Consider the following 18,634-nt stretch of genomic DNA (forward strand, 5'->3'; position numbering starts at 1 on the left):
TGCCGCCCTCGATTCGAGCTTCCCCTCATCATCCGGAGAAATTTCAAATGACCATCACCGCCGCGCATATTTCCCCGATCGTCGCCCTGATTGCGGGAATCCTGATCCTGATCATGCCGCGGTTCCTGAATTTCATCGTCGCGATTTACCTGATCATCGTCGGTCTGGCCGGGCTCGGCGTGTTCAAGATGCTGCGCTTCTAGTCAGGCAAGCGGGGTTTCGCGGCTTGCGCGGAACCCCTCAAAGTGGTGTAAGGCGCGCATCTTCTCCTCTCTTTTCGGATTGTCATCTGCCATGGCCAAAGCGGTTGCGAAGTCCAAGAAAAACCTTGTGAAAATCGTAGCGAAATCAAAGTCATCGGCGCCGGGCAAAGCCGCGCCGGCGGCCTCGGCGCGCAAGACGCTAACGAAGGCTCCGGCACCGAAGGCAGTTGCGAAGCCGGCACCCAAGGCGGTTACGAAGCCAGTTGCCAAGGCAGCTGCCAAAGTAGTTGCGAAGGCTCCGAACAAGCCTGCCAGCAAGACGGCGAAGAAGGTGAGCAAGCCGGCCGTCGAAGCGGTAAAATCCGGCAAGTGGGTCTACACGTTTGGCGACGGCAAGGCCGAGGGCAAAGCCGGCTTGCGCGATCTGCTCGGCGGCAAGGGCGCCAATCTCGCCGAAATGGCCAATCTCGGCCTGCCGGTGCCTCCAGGCTTCACGATTCCAACTTCGGTCTGCACTTATTTTTACGCCCACGACAAATCCTATCCGGCTGCGCTGAAGACTCAGGTCGAGAAGGCGCTGGAGCATGTCGGCAAGCTCGCCGGCAAGTCGTTCGGCGATCCCAAAAATCCGCTGTTGGTGTCCGTGCGCTCCGGCGGCCGCGCGTCGATGCCGGGCATGATGGATACCGTGCTCAATCTCGGCCTCAACGATGAGACCGTCGAAGCGCTCGCCGAATTGTCCGGCGACCGCCGCTTTGCCTATGACAGCTATCGGCGTTTCATCACGATGTATTCGGATGTCGTGCTCGGCTTCGAGCATCATCATTTCGAGGACATCCTCGACACCTTCAAGGACGGCCAGGGCTACACGCTCGACACCGATCTGACCGGCGACGACTGGGTAGAGCTGGTCGGCCGTTACAAGGATGCGGTGGCGCGCGAGACCGGCGCGGACTTCCCGCAGGATCCGCACGCGCAATTGTGGGGCGCGATCGGTGCGGTGTTCTCGTCCTGGATGAACGCGCGCGCGGTGACCTACCGCCGCCTGCACGACATCCCGGAATCCTGGGGCACCGCTGTCAACATTCAGGCCATGGTGTTCGGCAATATGGGCGAGACCTCGGCGACCGGCGTCGCGTTCACGCGCAATCCCTCGACCGGCGAGAGCAAGCTGTACGGCGAATTCCTGATCAACGCGCAGGGCGAAGACGTGGTGGCGGGTATCCGCACGCCGCAGGACATCACCGAATTTGCGCGCCAGGAATCCGGCTCCGACAAGGCGTCGATGGAAACCGCGATGCCCGACGCGTTCAAGGAACTGACGCGGATCTACACGCTGCTGGAAAAGCACTACCGCGACATGCAGGACATGGAGTTCACGGTCGAGCAGGGCAAATTGTGGATGCTGCAGACCCGCGGCGGCAAGCGCACTGCCAAGGCGGCGCTGCGGATTGCGGTCGAGCTTGCCAATGAAGGACTGATCTCGAAAAAGGACGCGGTGATGCGGATCGATCCCGCCTCGCTCGACCAGTTGCTGCATCCGACCATCGATCCCGCCGCCAAGCGCGACGTCATCGCGACCGGCCTGCCGGCTTCGCCGGGCGCCGCCTCCGGCGAAATCGTGTTCTCGTCCGATGAAGCTGCGAAACTGCAGGCCGATGGCCGCAAGGTCATTCTGGTGCGGGTCGAGACCAGCCCGGAGGACATTCACGGCATGCATGCCGCCGAGGGCATTCTCACCACCCGTGGCGGCATGACCTCGCACGCCGCCGTGGTCGCGCGCGGCATGGGCAAGCCCTGCGTCTCCGGCTGCGGCACCATCCGCGTCGATTACGGCCGCGGTACCATGAGCATCGGCACCCGCACCTTCAAGACCGGCGACGTCATCACCATCGACGGGTCGGTCGGCCAGGTGCTGGCCGGACGGATGCCGATGATCGAGCCGAAACTGTCGGGCGAATTCGGCACGCTGATGGGCTGGGCCGACGCCGTTCGCAAGCTCGGCGTTCGCGTCAACGCCGATACGCCGGAAGACGCGCGCACCGCGATCAAGTTCGGCGGCGAGGGCATCGGCCTTTGCCGTACCGAGCACATGTTCTTCGAGGAAACCCGCATCCGTACCGTGCGGGAGATGATCCTTTCCGAGGACGAACAGTCACGCCGCGCGGCGCTGTCGAAGCTGCTGCCGATGCAGCGCGCGGACTTCGTCGAGCTGTTCGAGATCATGAAGGGGCTTCCCGTCACGATCCGTCTGCTCGATCCGCCGCTGCACGAGTTCCTGCCGCACACCCAGGCCGAGATCGAGGAAGTCGCGCGTGCGATGAACACCGATCCGCGCAAGCTCGCGGACCGTGCCAGGGATCTTGCCGAGTTCAACCCGATGCTGGGCTTCCGCGGTTGCCGTCTTGCGATCGCCTATCCTGAAATCGCCGAGATGCAGGCGCGCGCGATCTTCGAAGCCGCGGTCGAGGCCGAGAAGCGCACCAGCAAGGCCGTCGGCCTCGAAGTGATGGTGCCGCTGATCGCGACCAAGGCCGAGTTCGACCTGGTCAAGGCGCGGATCGACGCCACCGCGCAGTCGGTGATGAAGGAGACCGGCAAGAAACTGGTCTATCAGGTCGGCACCATGATCGAGTTGCCGCGCGCGTGCCTGATGGCCGGCGACGTGGCGCAGACCGCCGAGTTCTTCTCCTTCGGCACCAACGATTTGACGCAGACCACCTACGGCATCAGCCGCGACGACGCGGCGAGCTTCCTTGGCACCTATGTGGCGAAGGGCATCCTCGAGATCGATCCGTTCATCTCGGTCGACCGCGATGGCGTCGGTGAACTCGTCAAGATCGGCGTCGCGCGCGGCCGCAAGACGCGGCCCGATCTCAAGGTCGGGATTTGCGGCGAGCATGGTGGCGATCCCGCCTCGGTGGCGTTCTGCCACGAGATCGGCCTCGACTACGTCTCGTGCTCGCCCTATCGCGTGCCGATCGCGCGGCTCGCCGCGGCGCAAGCGGCGCTCGGCAAGACGGTCGCCAGCCAGGCGTAGTTTTTACTCAACGCTGAGAATTAACAGAGACGTCGTCATGCCCGGGCTTGTCCCGGCATGAACGTTTTGGGCGCGCGGGCCCTTCGTCATTGCGAGGAGCGCAACGACGAAGCAATCCATCCATCCGTTATGCCGTGCGATGGATTGCTTCGCTTCGCTCGCAATGACGGGGCTTAGGCTGCGATCACCAGCCCCGTAGCAACACGGTGAACCCGCAACAGTTTCTTCATCATCTTCGTTGACGGGATGTTTACCACTTTCATCGCGCTCCCGTTTACCAAGCTTTCTCAAGCGCCACAGCAAATGCGCGCGAAATCTTGCGTGGTGCACGCAGGCCACGCCGATTAACTCCCCGGCAACCTAAATTCGATACCAACAATAAAGATCGAATTGCACGGATGTACTGAGTTCGGTCGTTTTTTGTAAGCGTTGCGTAGAGCGTATCGATGAATGTGTTGCGTAACCAGCCGAAGGGCGCGCGGTTTGCGTCCTTCGGTCTCGGTCTTTGCATCTTCGCATTGATGCCGACCGAGATCGGATATCAGGATATCGCGTCACTGCTGGCCCGGCAGCCGGGCGTGGCCGAACGCTGGCAGAAGCGGGTGTTCTCCACCGCCGGCAATATCCATGTCGCGACCTTCAGCTTCGGCCGTCCAATCGGAACCTCTTCGCCGCAGACCGCAACCTTTCGGCTCGCCAACCTCGACAATCAGGGCATCGACATCACCGGCGCAGTGACGCGCAACCCGATCATCGCCCCGCCGCCGCGTTATCTTGCCGCCGATTTCCCCAAGGTCGATCGCACCATGAAGGGCGATCGCCTTGTCATCGCGCCGTCCGCGCCTGCGGAGGGTTCAATCCCCGCCGGCAGCGCGCCGGCCATCGAAGATCCTTCGTCTTCAAACGCTTCCGTCAAAGGCCAGAAGACCGCGGCCGCGCCGCCTTCAGGTGGGCCCGCGCCGCTCGATCCGGAATTGCAGGCCGCGCTGCGCGCGCCGCCGCTGCCGCAATTCGATGTGTCGATGTCACTCGAAGTCAGGCCGCGCGAAGATTTGCCGCTCGACGACAAGCCGCTCGGTAAGCCAAAGGACGTCTCGGCAGCACCAGAAGTGGCGCTCGCGCCCGCGCCGCCGCGCGACAATTTCGCCTTCAAGACCTCGAGCCTGTTTTTTGGCTCTTCCCTCGGCGCGCCCGAAACCATCGAGCGCTGGCGGCCGGGCGAGGAGCCCATCATCATGCTGCCGAGCGCGGTGGTGGCCGATTCCGACATGAAGATCATGGCCTCGCTGCCGGTCGACGCCGACGGCCCGGTCAAGGCCGGCGAGATGGGCGTCAGCGTCGCGCCGAAGGGCGAGGTCAATTCCGACAACCAGCGCGCCAAGACCCCGGCTGAGCGGCTCGGCCTGTTCGACGAGAAGTCGCGCGCCAAGTCGGAAAAATGTCTGACCGAAGTTGTCTATTTCGAAGCCCGCGGCGAAGCGGTGCGGGGCCAGATCGCGGTGGCGCAAGTGGTGTTGAACCGCGCCTTCTCCGGCAAATATCCGGATACGGTGTGTGGCGTGGTCTACCAGAACAAGCACCGCCATCTGGCCTGCCAGTTCACCTTCGCCTGCGACAACAACAAGGACGTCGTCAAAGAGCCCGACATGTGGGATCGCGCGCAACGGATCGCAAAGGCGATGCTGGACGGCCAGCTCTGGCTGCCCGAGGTCGACAAGTCGACGCACTACCATGCCTATTGGGTGCGTCCGTCCTGGGTCAGCGAGATGAAGAAGATGTACAAGACCGGCGTGCACACCTTCTACCGGCCCCGCAACTGGGGCGACGGCAGCGACGCGCCAAGCTGGGGCACGGCGGCGGAGACGGCGCAAATTTCCGCCAAGCTCGCCGAAGCCGCAAAGAGCTCGGCCGAGCAGGCGAGCTTCAGAAGGTAGGTCTCTCATCCGTCGTCCCGGGCTTGACCTCAGATGCGCAATTGCGCATCGGGGGACCCATACGCTGCGGCCGTGCTGATTGAGACGGTGGTCGACGACTTCCTTAGCTCACAATGTCCTGTGTTTATGGGTCCCGGCTCAAGGCCGGGACGACGAGTTATTGCGCGGTTGGCTCCGTGCACCAGCTTGCTCCCCCAAATTGCACTCGACGATTTTGCAGGGCTGCCCTGCAGTGGAAAAATTTTATCCGCCGCTCTTGGGATTTCCATGCGAATGCATTAACTCCTCCCGGCGCACCCGGCCTGTCCCCTCCGGCCCGGGCGCCAAGCATCGAGGAAACGCATGGCTGTCACCGCAGACAATCTTCGCCCGGCCAAAGCCAGCTGGCGGACGCCATTGGTGATCATCATCTGCGGATGCGCGATCGCGCTGCTCAGTTTCGGGCCGCGATCGAGCCTTGGTTTCTTCATCCAGCCCATGAGCAAGGAGTTTACCTGGGGCCGCGACGTGTTCGGCCTCGCGCTGGCGCTGCAGAACCTGTTGTGGGGATTGGGCCAGCCGATCGCTGGCGCGATCGCCGACCGCTTCGGCATCCTGCGGGTGATGGTCATCGGCGCGCTGCTGTACGCCGGCGGACTGCTTTTGATGCGCTACGCTTCGACGCCGGCCTCGCTCGATCTCGGTGCCGGCGTCCTGATCGGCTTTGGACTCTCCGGCTGTTCGTTCAACCTGGTGCTGTCGGCGTTCAGCAAATTGCTACCGCCGGAGAAGCGTGGCCTGGCGCTCGGCGCCGGCACGGCCGCCGGTTCGTTCGGGCAATTCCTGTTCGCGCCCTTTGGCGTTGCGTTGATCGATAATTTCGGCTGGCAGCCGGCGCTGACCGTGTTTGCCCTGCTGATGCTGTTGATCGTGCCGCTGTCGCTGGCGATCGCGACACCGCCCGCAACGTCGTCGAACGTTCCCGCCGCCGACCAGCAATCGTTCAAGACCGCGCTGGCGGAAGCGTTCGGCCACCGCTCCTACGTATTGCTGGTGCTCGGCTTCTTCACCTGCGGTTTCCAGCTCGCCTTCATCACGGTGCATCTGCCGGCTTATCTGTCCGATCGCGGCGTCTCGGCGCAGACCGGCGGCTGGGTGGTCGCCGCCATCGGCCTGTTCAACATCATCGGCTCGCTCAGCGTCGGCTGGCTGCAGAACAAATATCCGAAGCGCTACATCCTCTCGATGCTCTATTTTGCCCGGGCACTGACCATCCTGGCGTTCATTTCATTCCCGATCACCACTTTTTCGGCGATCATGTTCGGCGCTGCCACCGGTCTGACCTGGCTCTCGACGGTACCGCCGACCTCGGCGCTGGTGGCGATCATGTTCGGCACCCGCTGGTTTGCGACGCTGTATGGTTTTGCCTTCGTCAGCCACCAGGTAGGCGGTTTCCTTGGAGTATGGCTTGGCGGCATCGTGTTCGAGCAGTTCGGGTCGTATACGCCGCTTTGGTGGCTCTCGATCTTCTTCGGCGTGCTGTCGGCGTTGATCAATTTGCCGATCGTGGAACAGCCGGTCGCGCGGGCGGTTGCGCAGCCCGCCTGATCCGGTAAAAACCCCGGACATACAAAGTTCGGGAGAGTTGCCGTGGGAACATTCAAGGCCATCAGGATCGACAAGGCGGAAAAGGGTACCACATCAGCGCTGACGCAGTTCGACGAAGCCGAATTGATGGAAGGCGACGTCACCGTCCGCGTCGAATGGTCGACTCTGAACTACAAGGACGGCCTGGCTCTCACAGGCAAGGCCCCGGTGGTGCGGCGCTTCCCGATGATCGCCGGCATCGACTTCGCAGGCGTCGTCGAACAATCCACCCATCCGCAGTGGAAGGCCGGCGACAGGGTGGTCTGCAACGGCTGGGGCATGGGCGAGACCCATCTCGGCAGCTACGCCGAGAAGGCCCGCGTCAAGGGCGACTGGCTGGTGCGGCTGCCCGACAACCTCTCGACCCGCGACGCGATGGCGATCGGCACCGCCGGCTACACGGCGATGCTGTCGGTGCTGGCGCTGGAGAAGCACGGCCTGGCGCCCAAAAGCGGCCCCGTCGTCGTGACAGGAGCTGCGGGCGGGGTCGGTTCGGTCGCGACCGCTGTGCTGTCGAAACTCGGCTATCACGTCATCGCTTCCACCGGGCGGGTGTCGGAAACCGATTATTTGAAAGGTCTCGGCGCCGCCGAGGTGATCGACCGCAACGAATTGTCAGGCCCGGCAAAGCCGCTGGCCAAGGAGCGCTGGGCCGGCGGCATCGACAGCGTCGGGTCGACCACGCTCGCCAACCTGCTCTCGATGACCAGATATGGCGGCGCTATCGCCGCCTGCGGCCTTGCGGCGGGCATGGACCTGCCCTCTTCGGTGGCGCCGTTCATTTTGCGCGGAGTGTGCCTTCTCGGCATCGATTCGGTGATGTGCCCGATCGAGCAGCGCAAGCTTGCCTGGAGCCGCCTTGCCAGCGATTTGGATCACGGCAAACTAGCTGATATTACTCATGAAATTGGCCTGGACCAAGTCATCGGCGCCGGTGCCAAAATCCTCGCGGGCGAGGTCCGCGGTCGAATCGTGGTAAAAATTCTCTAACGGCGTTCAGACTTTACCAACCATGCTGCTCCAATGTTGCCACGGTTCGTATGGTAAGCAGCGGGTAAAGAGGCCTGCATGATCCGGAAAACGGGATACCGGTTTTCCGCGGAGGTCATGTCTAGCAAGGCGGGTGCCCGCGCTCAGTAGGGTGGAGTTGCTGCATGCTTGCGCGTTTGGTGTTGGGGGCCGTCACGGCCACGTCGATGGTGGTGCCGGCGCTGGCCGGGATGATGAATGCCGATGAAGCCCGTAAGTTTGTGAGCGGCAAGGTTTTCGCCTTCACCTGTTTCGACGGCACCCGCGGCGCGGGCCGCGTGCTCGACGATCTCGGGGCGGCCGGATCCATTCAATTCAGCGGCGCGGGGCCGACCCGCCATGTGCGTCTGCCCGGCAACACGCTGCAGATCCGCGGCCAGGCGGTTTGCGCTTCCATCAAGGGTCTTCCGTTCGAGCCGTGCTTCAATCTCGACAAGCGCGATGACCGCTCCTTCCGGGGATCGGTGTCGGGCATGGGCTTCGCCTATTGCGATTTCCGCCACCAGGGCGCGCAGCAGATGCTGATGGCCCGCTCGGTGGCGCGGCCGCGTTCGCTGCATGCGCCGGCGCAGACCCGCTCGGCCGACGCCTCCCGCACGGAGGTCTCGGCTCGCGTCGAAACGCCGGCGGTTGAGGCCGCGAAGCTTGAGCCGGTGAAGGCCGAGCCGGCGAAGGCCGAAAGCGCGCCGGAGCTGCGCCGTTCCACCGAGTGATATCAGGCGAAATGAAGCCCAAAGTTGGGAAAGTGTGCCCGTAGTCATACGGGCTGGCGTTTTCACGTCTTGGTAGCGAGTCTAGCCCACCGTGACGGCCAATGACGGCCTGGGGGCGGCTCATACGTGAGATCAACTATGCCGCTGTATTTTTTCCGGATCAGCAACGGTCACTACGCTGGCGCATCCGACCAGGGCTCCGAATTCGAAAGCCGCGAAGCGGCCTGGGCCGAGATGACCAAGGTGTCCGGCAACCTGCTCGGCAGCATTTCGCGCAGCATGAAACAGAATGCCGAATGGCAGATGGAAATGCTGGACGAATCCAAGAAGCCGGTGTTCAGGATCCGCCTCGTGGCGGAATCCGTCACCTAGGAGCGCTTTCGAGCGAAGTGGATACCGGTTCGCATAGCAATCCAGTTTGCGCAGATTGCGTAGACTTATCTGCGATAGAAAACGCGTCAAAACAAGAGTCTAGAGCTTTGGTTCTGATTCAATCAGAACCAAAGCTCTAGTTTTCGATCGGCAAGTTCCTCCGTTCGGTGCGCGGTCCGACCGATCAACTCCCTGTCGGCACCGCGGGCGCCGTAGCCGCCCGCCTGCGGAACAGGATCCGCTGATACAGCCAGCCGATCGCCACCAGCACCAGGCCCAGGCACATAAAGGACAGCGCACGGTAGACCCCGGTCAGCGTCGACATGTCGATCAGGAACGCTTTCAGGATCGTCAGCGCGATCACGACCGCTGACGCCAGCCGCGCGCGTTGCGAGTTGAAGAGGATGCCAACCCCGAGCATGACGACGCCGAACGCCAGATAGGCGATCGAGTAGGTGTATTGCTCGGCGCCAGTGGTCGGACCGATGGCCATGACCGGACCGTGATAGATCCTGCGGATTTCAAACGTCACATAGGCCAGCGCCAGAATTAGCGCGCCTGCCGCGATCGTGTTGGCGTATTCGACCGGACGCCGCCCCGCCACCGCATAGGACAACAGCAGCGCCAGCACCGCGGGCAGGGCATAGCCGAGCAGCAGCAGGTTGATGACGACGCCGCCGACATCGATCATCGACCATAGCATCGGGTTCTCCAGCACCAGCAGCCCGAACACGGAAGCCAGGCCTGCAAAGGCGGTGAGCAGGATTGCGCCGGCATTGTGAACGACACTTCCGGTGCGGAGGCGCAGCCGCTCCAGCCCGATCGCCATCGCCAGCGCGACACAGACCTGCAGCGCTACTTCGGCGAGGCCCGCGCTCGGGCGATAGACGTCGCCATTATTGACGGCATGGCGGATTTCCATGAACGCCAGCAGCACCGTGAACAGGATGGCGGCGGATTCCACGATGCGCAGCGGTGCATCGTCGCCGCCGCGGCGCAGGAAGATGCTGCCGGCCCAGAACGATAGCGCCGGAATGCCGTAGCCCCACAGCAGCCAGTTGAAGATCGGCGTGGTGCCGACGGCGTGGCCGACGATGCGCGGTTCGTAGCCGATCCGCAGCACCACGATGGCGGCGAGGATCGCGGCCAGCGAACGCAGGAACGGGATCGGGCGCTGCATCGAGATCCAGGCGGTGCCTGCCGACATCAGCGCCAGCGCGATCGTGAGCCAGCCTTTTTCCAGCGCGAATGTCAGCGCCAGCGCCAGTGCTGCGAGCGCGCCGGTGGCAAACAGCGCGATCGAGGCCTGCAGGCCCGGACGGTCCTCGCGCTTGGTCAGGATCTCGGTCGCCGCAGCATAGGCGGCGGCAAGGATTACCGCGAGGATCGCGAAAGGGATCGAGCGGTCGAGATTCGCGATCCGGGCATAGAGCGCGACCAGCAGTGCGAGCGGCGTGAACACGGCCGTAGCCGACCAGACCACAGGGATGACGGCGCTGGCCGAGCGGCCCTGCGCCAGGAATCCCGCGACACCAAATCCGGCGGCGAAGATCGCAGCCGAGATCAGGTGCAGCGAAACAGAACCATCCGTGGCGCTCGGCCCGATGCCCGCGATCGGCCCGCCGGGCAGCACCAGCATGTCAGGGTTGGCGCGGATCGCCCATTCGGCGAACACGATGAAGACGAGACCGGCGGCGGCGCCGACCGCGCCGACCGCGGCCTCGGTGCGCCAGGCCACAAACAGGCTGCCGGCGACCAGCAGGCCGAACGCGACCATCGCGGCGTCGGCATGAGAACTGTTCAGCACGATCAGGGTCGCGCCGAACAGATAAGCCGCGAGCGAGCCGGACGAAATCGGTTCGATCTCGCCTTCTTGCGCCGAAGGCCCGAACATGAAGCCGCACACGACAAGCAATGCGGCGAGGATGAAACCGGCGATCACATGGAACACATGCGGCGCGACCATCGACGGTCCGCATTGCAGGCAGGGGAGCGTCCAGAGCACCGCGAACACGATGGTGGTGACCGCGAGCCAGCGCCACATCCGCACCCGCGCCAGGCCGAACGCGGCCGCGGTGACGATCGCGAGATAGACATAGAGCGCCCAGAAGTCCGGCTTGCCGGAGGAGACCAGGACCGGGGTGACGAAGGCTCCGGCGATGCCGAGCCCGGCCAGCGCCGGCCCGTGCAGCAGTGCCGCGGCCAGCGTGCCCATCGCCACCAGCCCAAGCAGGATGAACGCGGTGGCGGGCACCAGGAAGCCGTACAGCGCATAGGCTGCGTAGACGGTCGCAAAGGCCACGGCCGTGCCGGCGGCGGTCAGGATCGCGGGGATGTTGGCGATCGGCGTCGCTTCGATCGTGGAGATGCTTTCCTTGCGGCGGGTCCATTCACCGGCAGCGAGCAGCGCCAGCGCGAACAGGCCGCCGAGCAGCACACGCACTCCGGGGCCGAGCAGGCCGGCCTCGATCGAATAGCGCACCATGAAGAAGCCGCCGAGCGCGAGCGTCAGGCCGCCGATCCACACCACCCAGCGGGTGCCGAGCGTTTCCTCGAAACCGCGATCGGGTTGCGGCAAGGGCGGCGGCGGCGCGGCGGGCGGGCCGTCAGCCGTTTCCGCTGTCGTTTCGGCCGGCGCTTCGGTTTGCGGTCCGGCGGCGGGAGGGGTCCATTCAGCCTCGGGCGCGATCGGCGGCGGTTCGGCCACGACGCCGGGAGAGGCGGGCGTGGTGCCTTGGTCGAACATCTGGGGAAGCGGTGGCGGGACGGACCTGGCGAGCGCTGCGGCTGCTTCCATCCTGTCCAGCCGCCTTCGCAACTCCCCGATCTCGTTCATCGCCTTGACGGCAATGATAACGGCGACAATGGCGAACAGGAACGGAAGAATTACAAACTCGTCGAGCATCAGGCCTCCAGGCGGGCACGCAGAAACGTCAACCGCCTCTATGCGGCCCGTCGCAATGCTGTGAGTGCAGTTTTGCCCGGAAAAAGTTCAAACCGCCCCCTAGGTGGCGGCATTTTAGCACGTTATCCGAAGAAGATTATTCGAGATCCACGCGGAAGGGGCGGCCCTCGACGGTCATGCTGCCCGGGCCCATCTCATCGAGTGCCCGCAGCATCCGCCCGTCGCGCCCCAGCGCCTTGTCGGCGAGGCTGACGATCAGCCGGTTAGGCTGGGCGATCGGCGAGGCGGCGCGGATCTGCCGGGCGATCGAAATCTCGTCGCGGTGCGGATTGAGCATGCAGGCGGCGGCAAAGGCGCTGGCGGTCGATCGGCTGATGCCGGCATAACAGTGCACCACCATCGGCGCGCTGCGGTCCCAGCCGCGCACGAAGTTCAAGACCTTCTCGATATGCGCGTCCGACGGCGCCAGAAAGCCGTCCATCACCTCGGTGATGTCGTCCATCGACACGCGCAGATGGTTGGCCTCGAGCACCGAGGCCGGCCGCTGCACCTGATCGACATTGGCCATCACGGTGAGGATATGGCTGGCGCCGGTGGCCTTGACGGTTTCGGGAAGGGCGGCGAGCGAGCAGACGTGAAGCATGGCGATCCTCTTGGGGAGGTGTCCATTGCGGACCGTCCCTGGGGAGTCGCCATTATAGGCCCGGGTGGGGACCGGTCAAAGCGGGTTCCGCCGGGCGTTTTGACTTCAGAGCCGCGAGATCATCCGAAGTTGCCCGTTGAACTCTTTGTTCTGCAACGCTGCGATGCGGCAAGGCGCAAGGAGAGGCAATTTCACTCACCCATCAACCGATCGCTCTACCGGAGAACCAAATCGATCAAGCAGCGTTGAGAAAGGCACTTGCCGGGTGTCAACCGGACGCAACGGAGAATGATGGACGTGGGCATTTTTCCGGTTTCTGCCTGCGACACCAACGCATCGGTACGCGCTGACATCTAACCCGTTCCCGGCGAGTGCGCTTTTCATCAGGACAAAAAGCGCTTCCCTCACCGGAGCGAACCAGCTCGAGAGCCCATCGGCTGCTAGTGCCAACTGCCGATGAGCCCGAGCTCCTTTCGAACCGTGGCCGCGGAATTGCCGACCTTCTCCACCGCCTTCTGAAGCTCCTCTTCGGATACGCGAAGCGCCTTGGCCCAGTATTTGACCTCACGCGGATCGCGCATGTTGATCTTGGACCGGTCGGGTCGTTCTTTTTTCGTAAGACCGCTCATAGCCATCCTCCACGGAAGAAACGGCGCTATCGATACTCGGTTCCGCTTGATGCGAACTATGCCGTGGGAGGGCCTCCACGGTGCAACAGCACCGCTGTCGTCCCGGCCTTGAGCCGGGACCCATAATCACAGCAAGAAGTTTTGCGGAAGGTCTTTGCTACAGAGCTTCTATTGAGAGATCACGCGGTATGGGTCCCCCGATGCGCAATTGCGCATCTGAGCTCAAGGCCGGGACGACGCGTTGATGGAGTTCGGAACGCAACGCCTACGATGCCACCGCGCCAAACCGCGCCAGAAACTGCTTCTCGGCCTTGGCTGCGGTCCATGGTGTCAGATATTCGCGCACAGTTGGTTCGGGCAGGCCGGGATCCTTGCCGAACAGACGCTTGGCTTCGGCCTCCGCAAAGCCTGCCAGATGGGTGGCTTCGAGATAGGCCGCGCCGCGGTCGGCGGCCTTGATCGCCTGGGTGATGGCATCCGCCAGTACCGGCGGCAGGCCGAAGCGGATATGGATCGCCGCCAGCAGGCGCTTCTCCACCACCTTGTAGTCGCCGCCGATCACGGCCTTGAACGGCGAGATCATGTCGCCGATGACATATTCAGGTGCGTCGTGCAGCAATGCGGCGAGCCGGAATTTGATATCGACGCGCGGCATCTGCTGGCGCAATACGGCCTCGACCAGGAGCGTGTGCTGCGCCACCGAAAAGATATGCGCGCCGCTGGTCTGGCCGTTCCAGCGTGCGACACGCGCGAGGCCATGGGCGATATCGGCGACCTCGATATCGAGCGGCGAGGGGTCGAGCAGATCGAGCCGCCGTCCCGACAGCATGCGCTGCCAGGCCCGGGTCGAGACATCGGACGATTTGCCGGATGTTCTTCTTGACGTCATTTGACCTTGAGGCGGGGCTTGCGATGTTGGCCGCTGCAGGTCTCGTGGCAGAAGCACGTGACCAGATGGTCGTTGACCATGCCGGTGGCCTGCATGAAGGCGTAGACGATGGTCGGGCCGACGAACTTGAATCCGCGCGCGCCGAGCTCCTTGGAAATCTTGATCGACAGCGGCGTCGATGCCGGCACGCTGGCGGTGGTCTTGAACTGGTTCACCTTCGGCTTGCCGTCGACGAAGTCCCACAAAAACTTCGAGAAGCCCGCGCCTTCTTCCATGATCTTCAGATAGCCCTTGGCGCTGTTGACGGCGCCTTCGATCTTGGCGCGGTTGCGAACGATGCCGGCATCGTTCATCAGCGTGTGGACTTTCTTCTCGTTGTAGCGCGCGATCTTCTCCGGCTGGAAATCGTCGAACGCTTTGCGAAAGTTCTCGCGCTTGCGCAGGATCGTGATCCAGGAAAGGCCGGCCTGAAAGCCGTCGAGGATCAGCTTTTCATACAGCGCGCGGTCGTCATACTCAGGCACGCCCCATTCGGTGTCGTGATAGGCCATGTAGAACGGATCTTCGCCCGGCCACGGGCAGCGGGTCTTGCCGTCGGTGTGCAGGCGTGCGGAGCGGCTCATAGGATTTTTCTCATGCGACGGTCTGCTTCGGCGGCGTGCGCACGTCGTTCGGATCGGTGAGGCGGATCGCGAGCCCGCCGGCCGACAACGTTAGGCCGGCGTCGAGCGCGTCGGCGACGCGGTCGGTCCGCAGCAGCGCGATGCCGTGGCCGCCGGCGGTCGACCCCATGGTGCCGACCGGCTTGTCGCCGGCGACAACGGGGATGCCGGCCTCGGGCGAGAAATCTTCCAGCGTGATCCGAACCGCGCGGGTGCGCGCCGTGCCGCGGTGCTGCATCCGCGACACCACTTCCTGCCCGACGTAACAGCCCTTCTCGAAATCGATGCCGTGCAGGCGGTCCATGTTGGTTTCGTGCGGAAACGCGTCGCTGTACATGAAATCGAGCCCGCCGCGCGGCACGCCCGCGGCGACGCGGCGGACCTCATAGGCGGCTTCATCGACAAGCTCTGCACCGATCAAATCGGCGACCTTCTGCTTGAGCTCTTCGGGAACCAGGATGCGCCAGCCGAGCGTTTCGTTGCGCGGGTCGGCAAACGAAAGATCGGGCTTCATGTCAGGCTCGCCGTCCCACACAGCGAGCACGCCGAGGCTGTCGGAGAGGTTTTCCACCGCGACCTTGGCACGCAGCTTGTAGAAGCCGAGCTTGTCGGCGAGGCCTTTTGCCAAGGGGCGCGGCACGTCGATCAGGAACCCGCCGCCATGGCCGCTGGGAGCCTCCGTGATCAGGAAATCGGCGGTGATCTTGCCCTGCGGCGTCAGCAGCGCGCCGAACCGGCCAAGGCCCGGCCGCAGCAGCGTGACGTCGGTCGTGACCAGGCCATTGAGGAAATTGCGGGCGTCCTCGCCTGAGACCTTGATTACGCCCCGGTCGGTAAGAAACGCTGCTTTCATGCGCTGAAAAGGCCTATTTTGGAGGTTCTTCTCGAACTTCTCGTTCAAGTACTCGTTCAAGTTCCTGGGGAAACACAGGTGGCGGATATCACATGGGAAGTTAAGGCGCTAAGGTGCCGTCAACAAGCCCGAGAGGCAGCCTAAAACGGGCGTCGAGGACCGATGAATCAGCGATTTGATACCATTCTAAAATCCGGCACCGTGGTCAATCAGGACGGCGAGGCCATCCGCGACATCGGCATTTCCAATGGCCGGATCGCCGCGATCGGCGGGCTCGGGCAGGCGTCCGCCGCCGAGACGATCGACTGCAAGGGCCTGCACATCCTGCCCGGTGTGATCGACACCCAGGTGCATTTCCGCGAGCCGGGCCTGACCCAGAAGGAAGATCTGGAAACAGGATCGCGCAGCGCCGTGATGGGCGGGGTTACCGCGGTGTTCGAAATGCCGAACACCGATCCCCTGACCGTCACCGAGGCGACCTTCAGCGACAAGATCAAGCGCGCCCATCATCGCATGCATTGCGACTTTGCGTTTTTCATCGGCGGCACCCGCGACAATGTCGCCGATCTGCCGGAACTGGAACGCGCGCCGGGCTGCGCCGGCGTCAAGGTGTTCATCGGCTCGTCGACCGGCGCGCTGCTGGTCGAGGACGACGAAAGCCTGCGGCGGATCTTTGCGGTCATCAAGCGCCGCGCCGCCTTCCATGCCGAGGACGAATACCGCCTCAACGAGCGCAAGTCGCTGCGCATCGAAGGCGATCCGCGTTCGCATCCGGTGTGGCGCGACGAGACCGCGGCGCTGATGGCGACGCAGCGCCTGGTGAATATTGCCCGCGAGAGCGGCAAGCGCATTCACGTGCTGCATATCTCGACCAAGCAGGAGATCGACTATCTGCGCGACCACAAGGACGTCGCGTCCTGCGAGGCGACGCCGCACCATCTCACATTGGTGGCGCCCGAATGCTACGAGCGGCTCGGCACCCACGCCCAGATGAACCCGCCGGTGCGCTCGGCCGATCACCGCGACCGCATCTGGTACGGCATCGAGCAGGGCATCATCGACGTGCTCGGCTCCGACCACGCGCCGCATACGCTGGAGGAGAAGGCAAAAACCTATCCGGCCTCGCCCTCGGGCATGACGGGGGTGCAGACGCTGGTGCCTGTCATGCTCGACCACGTCAACGCCGGGCGGCTGTCGCTGGCGCGCTTCGTCGATCTGTCCAGCGCCGGTCCGGCGCGGCTCTACAACATCACGACCAAGGGCCGCATCGCCGCCGGCTATGATGCCGACTTCACCGTCGTCGACCTCAAGCGCTCCGAGACCATCACTAACAAATGGGTGGCTTCGAAGGCGGGGTGGACGCCCTATGACGGCATGCGCGTCACCGGCTGGCCGGTGGGTACGTTCGTGCGCGGCAAGCGCGTGATGTGGCAGGGCGAACTGACGACACCATCGACCGGCGAGCCGGTGCGGTTTCTGGAGACGTTGACGGCGTAGTGTTCTGAGCGCAGGCTGGACACGCGGCTCCATCACAGGTGTCATCACCCGCGCAGGCGGGTGATCCAGTATTCCAGAGACGGTTGTGATAAAGCCGAGAGGCCGCGGCGTACTGGGTCGCCCGCCTTCGCGGGCGACGACAGCGGAGTGCGTGATGGCTTACTGCCGCGCCAGCGCCAACGAAAACTCGCCATTGCGTACGCGCGCGGGAAGCCCTTCGACGAATTTCGCCACCGCGTCCTCGCCATAGGTCGAGACCAGTTCGGCCAGCGCCGTGAACAGGCTGGCCTGCGCCAGGCAGTCGCCGTCGACGCCATCGTGGCGCGCCTCGGCCCAGGCCTCATGGAGGTAGCTGAGCGCAGCCTGCTTCTGTTCGTGGTCGGGCAGCGGATCGCGGTGAAGCGAATAGGACGCAGGATGGCTCATGAAACTCGACAGACGTTGCGCGCGTTCCCCAGCGGAGCGCATCTGATCGCCAAGCTGTAGCATGCGCCGCAGGGCCTGCTAGGCCACATCTTTAAGAAAGGTTAACGCCGCTTCCGGCATTTGACGGGCTCGCGGGTTCCGCAGAAAAATCCCGGGAAATGCAGTCGAGTATGGCCTGCGGCGTGGCGCAGACATGCCGCGCGCCGGCCCCGATCAGTTCGTCCTTGCTGCCATAGCCATAGAGCACGCCGATCGCCTGCATGCCGTTGTTCCTGGCGCCGATCATGTCGTGGCTGCGGTCGCCGATCATCAGCGTCTTGGCCGGATCGACCGAAGCAGTCTTCAGCGCGTATTCCAGGAGATCGGACTTGTCGACACGGGTGCCGTCGAGCTCGGAGCCGAACACATGCTCGAAATGATGCCGCAGCCCGAAATGCTCGACGATGCGCGTCGCGAACACATGCGGCTTGCTGGTGGCGACAAACAACCGGTGGCCGGACTGGCGGAGCTTCGTCAGCACTTCGCTGATCCCGTCATACACGCCGTTCTCGTACAGCCCGACGTCGGAAAACCGCTCGCGGTACAGCGACACGGCGCGGTCGGCGGAATCTTCCGCGCCCAGCAGTCTGACAAAACTGGCGCGCAGCGGCGGGCCGATGCACCAGGTCAGTTCGTCCTCGGTCGGGACGCTGTGATGGTCGAGCTTTTGCAGCGCATACTGGATCGAACGGGTGATGCCGGGTTTTGGATCGGTCAGCGTGCCGTCGAGATCGAAATAGATTGCGTCGAGGGGCAGGTCAGTTCGCATAGCGGGCAGTCAGGTCGCGCGAGATTTTCGAGCCTTCCTCGATGTAGCGGCGGATCGCGATCGAGGCGGCGGGCGTGCAGGTACGATAGGTCTGCTGAAAGCCGTTATAGCCGCGGTTGAAGCCGGCGATCATGCGCGCGCGGCGTTCGCCCGAAGGCGTTTCGGCGTCGACCAGCGCCTGCATTTCGTTGCGCCATTTCGCGCCTTCATTGTTGCCGCAGATGCCACGCAAATAGTGCAGCGTGCCGAGGATTTCGGCCAGCCGCTGCAAATCGCGGTCGAACGGCGCGGCGCCATCCTGGGCCCGCGCGGGCGCCAGCTGGCAGGCCGAGATGAGGATGAGGACGGCGAAAAAGTGCTTGCGCATTTGGGGGTCCAGAACCCGCCCGATATGCCCCCTCAATG

At 63.8% G+C, this 18,634-nt stretch carries 18 protein-coding genes; 8 read left to right on the forward strand and 10 right to left on the reverse strand.

Annotation, left to right across the window (positions count from 1 at the left end; translation table 11 throughout):
- The first annotated feature begins 47 nt into the window (after positions 1 to 47).
- Entirely contained in the window at positions 48 to 203 is a 156-nt protein-coding gene (locus JQ574_RS26635) for a DUF3096 domain-containing protein (RefSeq protein WP_212210978.1), read from the forward strand.
- Here JQ574_RS26635 and JQ574_RS35745 read toward each other — a convergent pair whose 3' ends face one another.
- Positions 204 to 542: a hypothetical protein gene (locus JQ574_RS35745; protein ID WP_312014692.1), complete on the reverse strand. Its 339-nt coding sequence runs from the start codon at positions 540 to 542 to the stop codon at positions 204 to 206.
- On the opposite strand from JQ574_RS35745, the gene ppdK reads away from it, so the two are divergent.
- The 6 genes from ppdK to JQ574_RS26665 all read left to right on the forward strand — a co-directional run bounded on the left by ppdK (position 535) and on the right by JQ574_RS26665 (position 8,917).
- On the forward strand, positions 535 to 3,243 hold the full coding sequence (gene ppdK / locus JQ574_RS26640; RefSeq protein ID WP_312014693.1) for a pyruvate, phosphate dikinase: 2,709 nt from the start codon (positions 535 to 537) through the stop codon (positions 3,241 to 3,243). The genes JQ574_RS35745 and ppdK overlap by 8 nt on opposite strands.
- 446 nt (positions 3,244 to 3,689) lie before the next feature.
- A complete protein-coding gene (locus tag JQ574_RS26645) occupies positions 3,690 to 5,177 on the forward strand; it encodes a cell wall hydrolase (protein ID WP_212210971.1) in 1,488 nt (495 codons plus the stop codon).
- A gap of 342 nt (positions 5,178 to 5,519) precedes the next feature.
- A complete protein-coding gene (locus JQ574_RS26650) occupies positions 5,520 to 6,764 on the forward strand; it encodes an MFS transporter (RefSeq protein WP_212210970.1) in 1,245 nt (414 codons plus the stop codon).
- A gap of 42 nt (positions 6,765 to 6,806) precedes the next feature.
- Entirely contained in the window at positions 6,807 to 7,793 is a 987-nt protein-coding gene (locus JQ574_RS26655) for an MDR family oxidoreductase (RefSeq protein ID WP_212210969.1), read from the forward strand.
- 164 nt (positions 7,794 to 7,957) lie between these two features.
- On the forward strand, positions 7,958 to 8,545 hold the full coding sequence (locus JQ574_RS26660) for a hypothetical protein (RefSeq protein ID WP_212210968.1): 588 nt from the start codon (positions 7,958 to 7,960) through the stop codon (positions 8,543 to 8,545).
- Between the two features lie 138 nt (positions 8,546 to 8,683).
- The gene (locus JQ574_RS26665; protein ID WP_212210966.1) at positions 8,684 to 8,917 is read left to right on the forward strand and encodes a DUF6894 family protein; all 234 of its coding nucleotides are present in this window, start codon (positions 8,684 to 8,686) and stop codon (positions 8,915 to 8,917) included.
- A gap of 184 nt (positions 8,918 to 9,101) precedes the next feature.
- Here JQ574_RS26665 and JQ574_RS26670 read toward each other — a convergent pair whose 3' ends face one another.
- The 6 genes from JQ574_RS26670 to JQ574_RS26695 all read right to left on the reverse strand — a co-directional run bounded on the left by JQ574_RS26670 (position 9,102) and on the right by JQ574_RS26695 (position 15,498).
- Positions 9,102 to 11,822 carry a DUF2339 domain-containing protein gene (locus tag JQ574_RS26670; protein WP_212210964.1) on the reverse strand — a complete coding sequence of 907 codons (2,721 nt, stop codon included), beginning with the start codon at positions 11,820 to 11,822 and terminating at the stop codon, positions 9,102 to 9,104.
- A gap of 136 nt (positions 11,823 to 11,958) precedes the next feature.
- Positions 11,959 to 12,465: a tyrosine phosphatase family protein gene (locus tag JQ574_RS26675; protein ID WP_212210962.1), complete on the reverse strand. Its 507-nt coding sequence runs from the start codon at positions 12,463 to 12,465 to the stop codon at positions 11,959 to 11,961.
- Positions 12,466 to 12,905: 440 nt separating this feature from the next.
- Entirely contained in the window at positions 12,906 to 13,094 is a 189-nt protein-coding gene (locus JQ574_RS26680; RefSeq protein ID WP_212035417.1) for a DUF3606 domain-containing protein, read from the reverse strand.
- A 265-nt stretch (positions 13,095 to 13,359) separates the two neighbouring features.
- A complete protein-coding gene (locus JQ574_RS26685; protein WP_212210960.1) occupies positions 13,360 to 13,983 on the reverse strand; it encodes an HD family hydrolase in 624 nt (207 codons plus the stop codon).
- Complete coding sequence (locus tag JQ574_RS26690; protein ID WP_212210958.1) at positions 13,980 to 14,606, reverse strand: DNA-3-methyladenine glycosylase I; 627 nt, start codon at positions 14,604 to 14,606, stop codon at positions 13,980 to 13,982. The genes JQ574_RS26685 and JQ574_RS26690 overlap by 4 nt, the downstream gene beginning before the upstream one ends.
- A 10-nt stretch (positions 14,607 to 14,616) precedes the next feature.
- Positions 14,617 to 15,498, reverse strand: coding sequence for a folate-binding protein YgfZ (locus JQ574_RS26695; RefSeq protein WP_212210956.1), 882 nt, complete (start codon positions 15,496 to 15,498; stop codon positions 14,617 to 14,619).
- A 162-nt stretch (positions 15,499 to 15,660) separates the two neighbouring features.
- Between JQ574_RS26695 and JQ574_RS26700 the strand changes: the two genes are divergently transcribed.
- Positions 15,661 to 16,995 carry a dihydroorotase gene (locus tag JQ574_RS26700; RefSeq protein WP_212210954.1) on the forward strand — a complete coding sequence of 445 codons (1,335 nt, stop codon included), beginning with the start codon at positions 15,661 to 15,663 and terminating at the stop codon, positions 16,993 to 16,995.
- 159 nt (positions 16,996 to 17,154) lie between these two features.
- Here JQ574_RS26700 and JQ574_RS26705 read toward each other — a convergent pair whose 3' ends face one another.
- The 3 genes from JQ574_RS26705 to JQ574_RS26715 form a co-directional block, all read right to left on the reverse strand.
- On the reverse strand, positions 17,155 to 17,421 hold the full coding sequence (locus JQ574_RS26705; protein WP_212211061.1) for a hypothetical protein: 267 nt from the start codon (positions 17,419 to 17,421) through the stop codon (positions 17,155 to 17,157).
- 91 nt (positions 17,422 to 17,512) lie between these two features.
- On the reverse strand, positions 17,513 to 18,229 hold the full coding sequence (locus JQ574_RS26710) for an HAD family hydrolase (RefSeq protein WP_212210952.1): 717 nt from the start codon (positions 18,227 to 18,229) through the stop codon (positions 17,513 to 17,515).
- Positions 18,219 to 18,596, reverse strand: a complete 378-nt coding sequence (locus JQ574_RS26715; RefSeq protein WP_212210950.1) for a TIGR02301 family protein — start codon at positions 18,594 to 18,596, stop codon at positions 18,219 to 18,221. The genes JQ574_RS26710 and JQ574_RS26715 overlap by 11 nt, the downstream gene beginning before the upstream one ends.
- Between the last annotated feature and the right edge of the window lie 38 nt (positions 18,597 to 18,634).

The sequence above is a fragment of the Bradyrhizobium sp. AUGA SZCCT0158 genome (genome assembly GCF_018130065.1).
Taxonomy (GTDB): Bacteria; Pseudomonadota; Alphaproteobacteria; order Rhizobiales; family Xanthobacteraceae; genus Bradyrhizobium.

Coding starts and splice junctions, on each gene's coding strand:
- JQ574_RS26705 (WP_212211061.1), bottom strand. CDS start 17,421: ATGAGCCATCCTGCGTCCTATTCGCTTCACCGCGATCCGCTGCCCGAC.
- JQ574_RS26715 (WP_212210950.1), bottom strand. CDS start 18,596: ATGCGCAAGCACTTTTTCGCCGTCCTCATCCTCATCTCGGCCTGCCAG.
- JQ574_RS26670 (WP_212210964.1), bottom strand. CDS start 11,822: ATGCTCGACGAGTTTGTAATTCTTCCGTTCCTGTTCGCCATTGTCGCC.
- JQ574_RS26645 (WP_212210971.1), top strand. CDS start 3,690: ATGAATGTGTTGCGTAACCAGCCGAAGGGCGCGCGGTTTGCGTCCTTC.
- JQ574_RS26650 (WP_212210970.1), top strand. CDS start 5,520: ATGGCTGTCACCGCAGACAATCTTCGCCCGGCCAAAGCCAGCTGGCGG.
- JQ574_RS26680 (WP_212035417.1), bottom strand. CDS start 13,094: ATGAGCGGTCTTACGAAAAAAGAACGACCCGACCGGTCCAAGATCAAC.
- JQ574_RS26710 (WP_212210952.1), bottom strand. CDS start 18,229: ATGCGAACTGACCTGCCCCTCGACGCAATCTATTTCGATCTCGACGGC.
- JQ574_RS26675 (WP_212210962.1), bottom strand. CDS start 12,465: ATGCTTCACGTCTGCTCGCTCGCCGCCCTTCCCGAAACCGTCAAGGCC.
- JQ574_RS26660 (WP_212210968.1), top strand. CDS start 7,958: ATGCTTGCGCGTTTGGTGTTGGGGGCCGTCACGGCCACGTCGATGGTG.
- JQ574_RS26635 (WP_212210978.1), top strand. CDS start 48: ATGACCATCACCGCCGCGCATATTTCCCCGATCGTCGCCCTGATTGCG.
- JQ574_RS26690 (WP_212210958.1), bottom strand. CDS start 14,606: ATGAGCCGCTCCGCACGCCTGCACACCGACGGCAAGACCCGCTGCCCG.
- JQ574_RS26695 (WP_212210956.1), bottom strand. CDS start 15,498: ATGAAAGCAGCGTTTCTTACCGACCGGGGCGTAATCAAGGTCTCAGGC.
- JQ574_RS26665 (WP_212210966.1), top strand. CDS start 8,684: ATGCCGCTGTATTTTTTCCGGATCAGCAACGGTCACTACGCTGGCGCA.
- JQ574_RS26700 (WP_212210954.1), top strand. CDS start 15,661: ATGAATCAGCGATTTGATACCATTCTAAAATCCGGCACCGTGGTCAAT.
- JQ574_RS26685 (WP_212210960.1), bottom strand. CDS start 13,983: ATGACGTCAAGAAGAACATCCGGCAAATCGTCCGATGTCTCGACCCGG.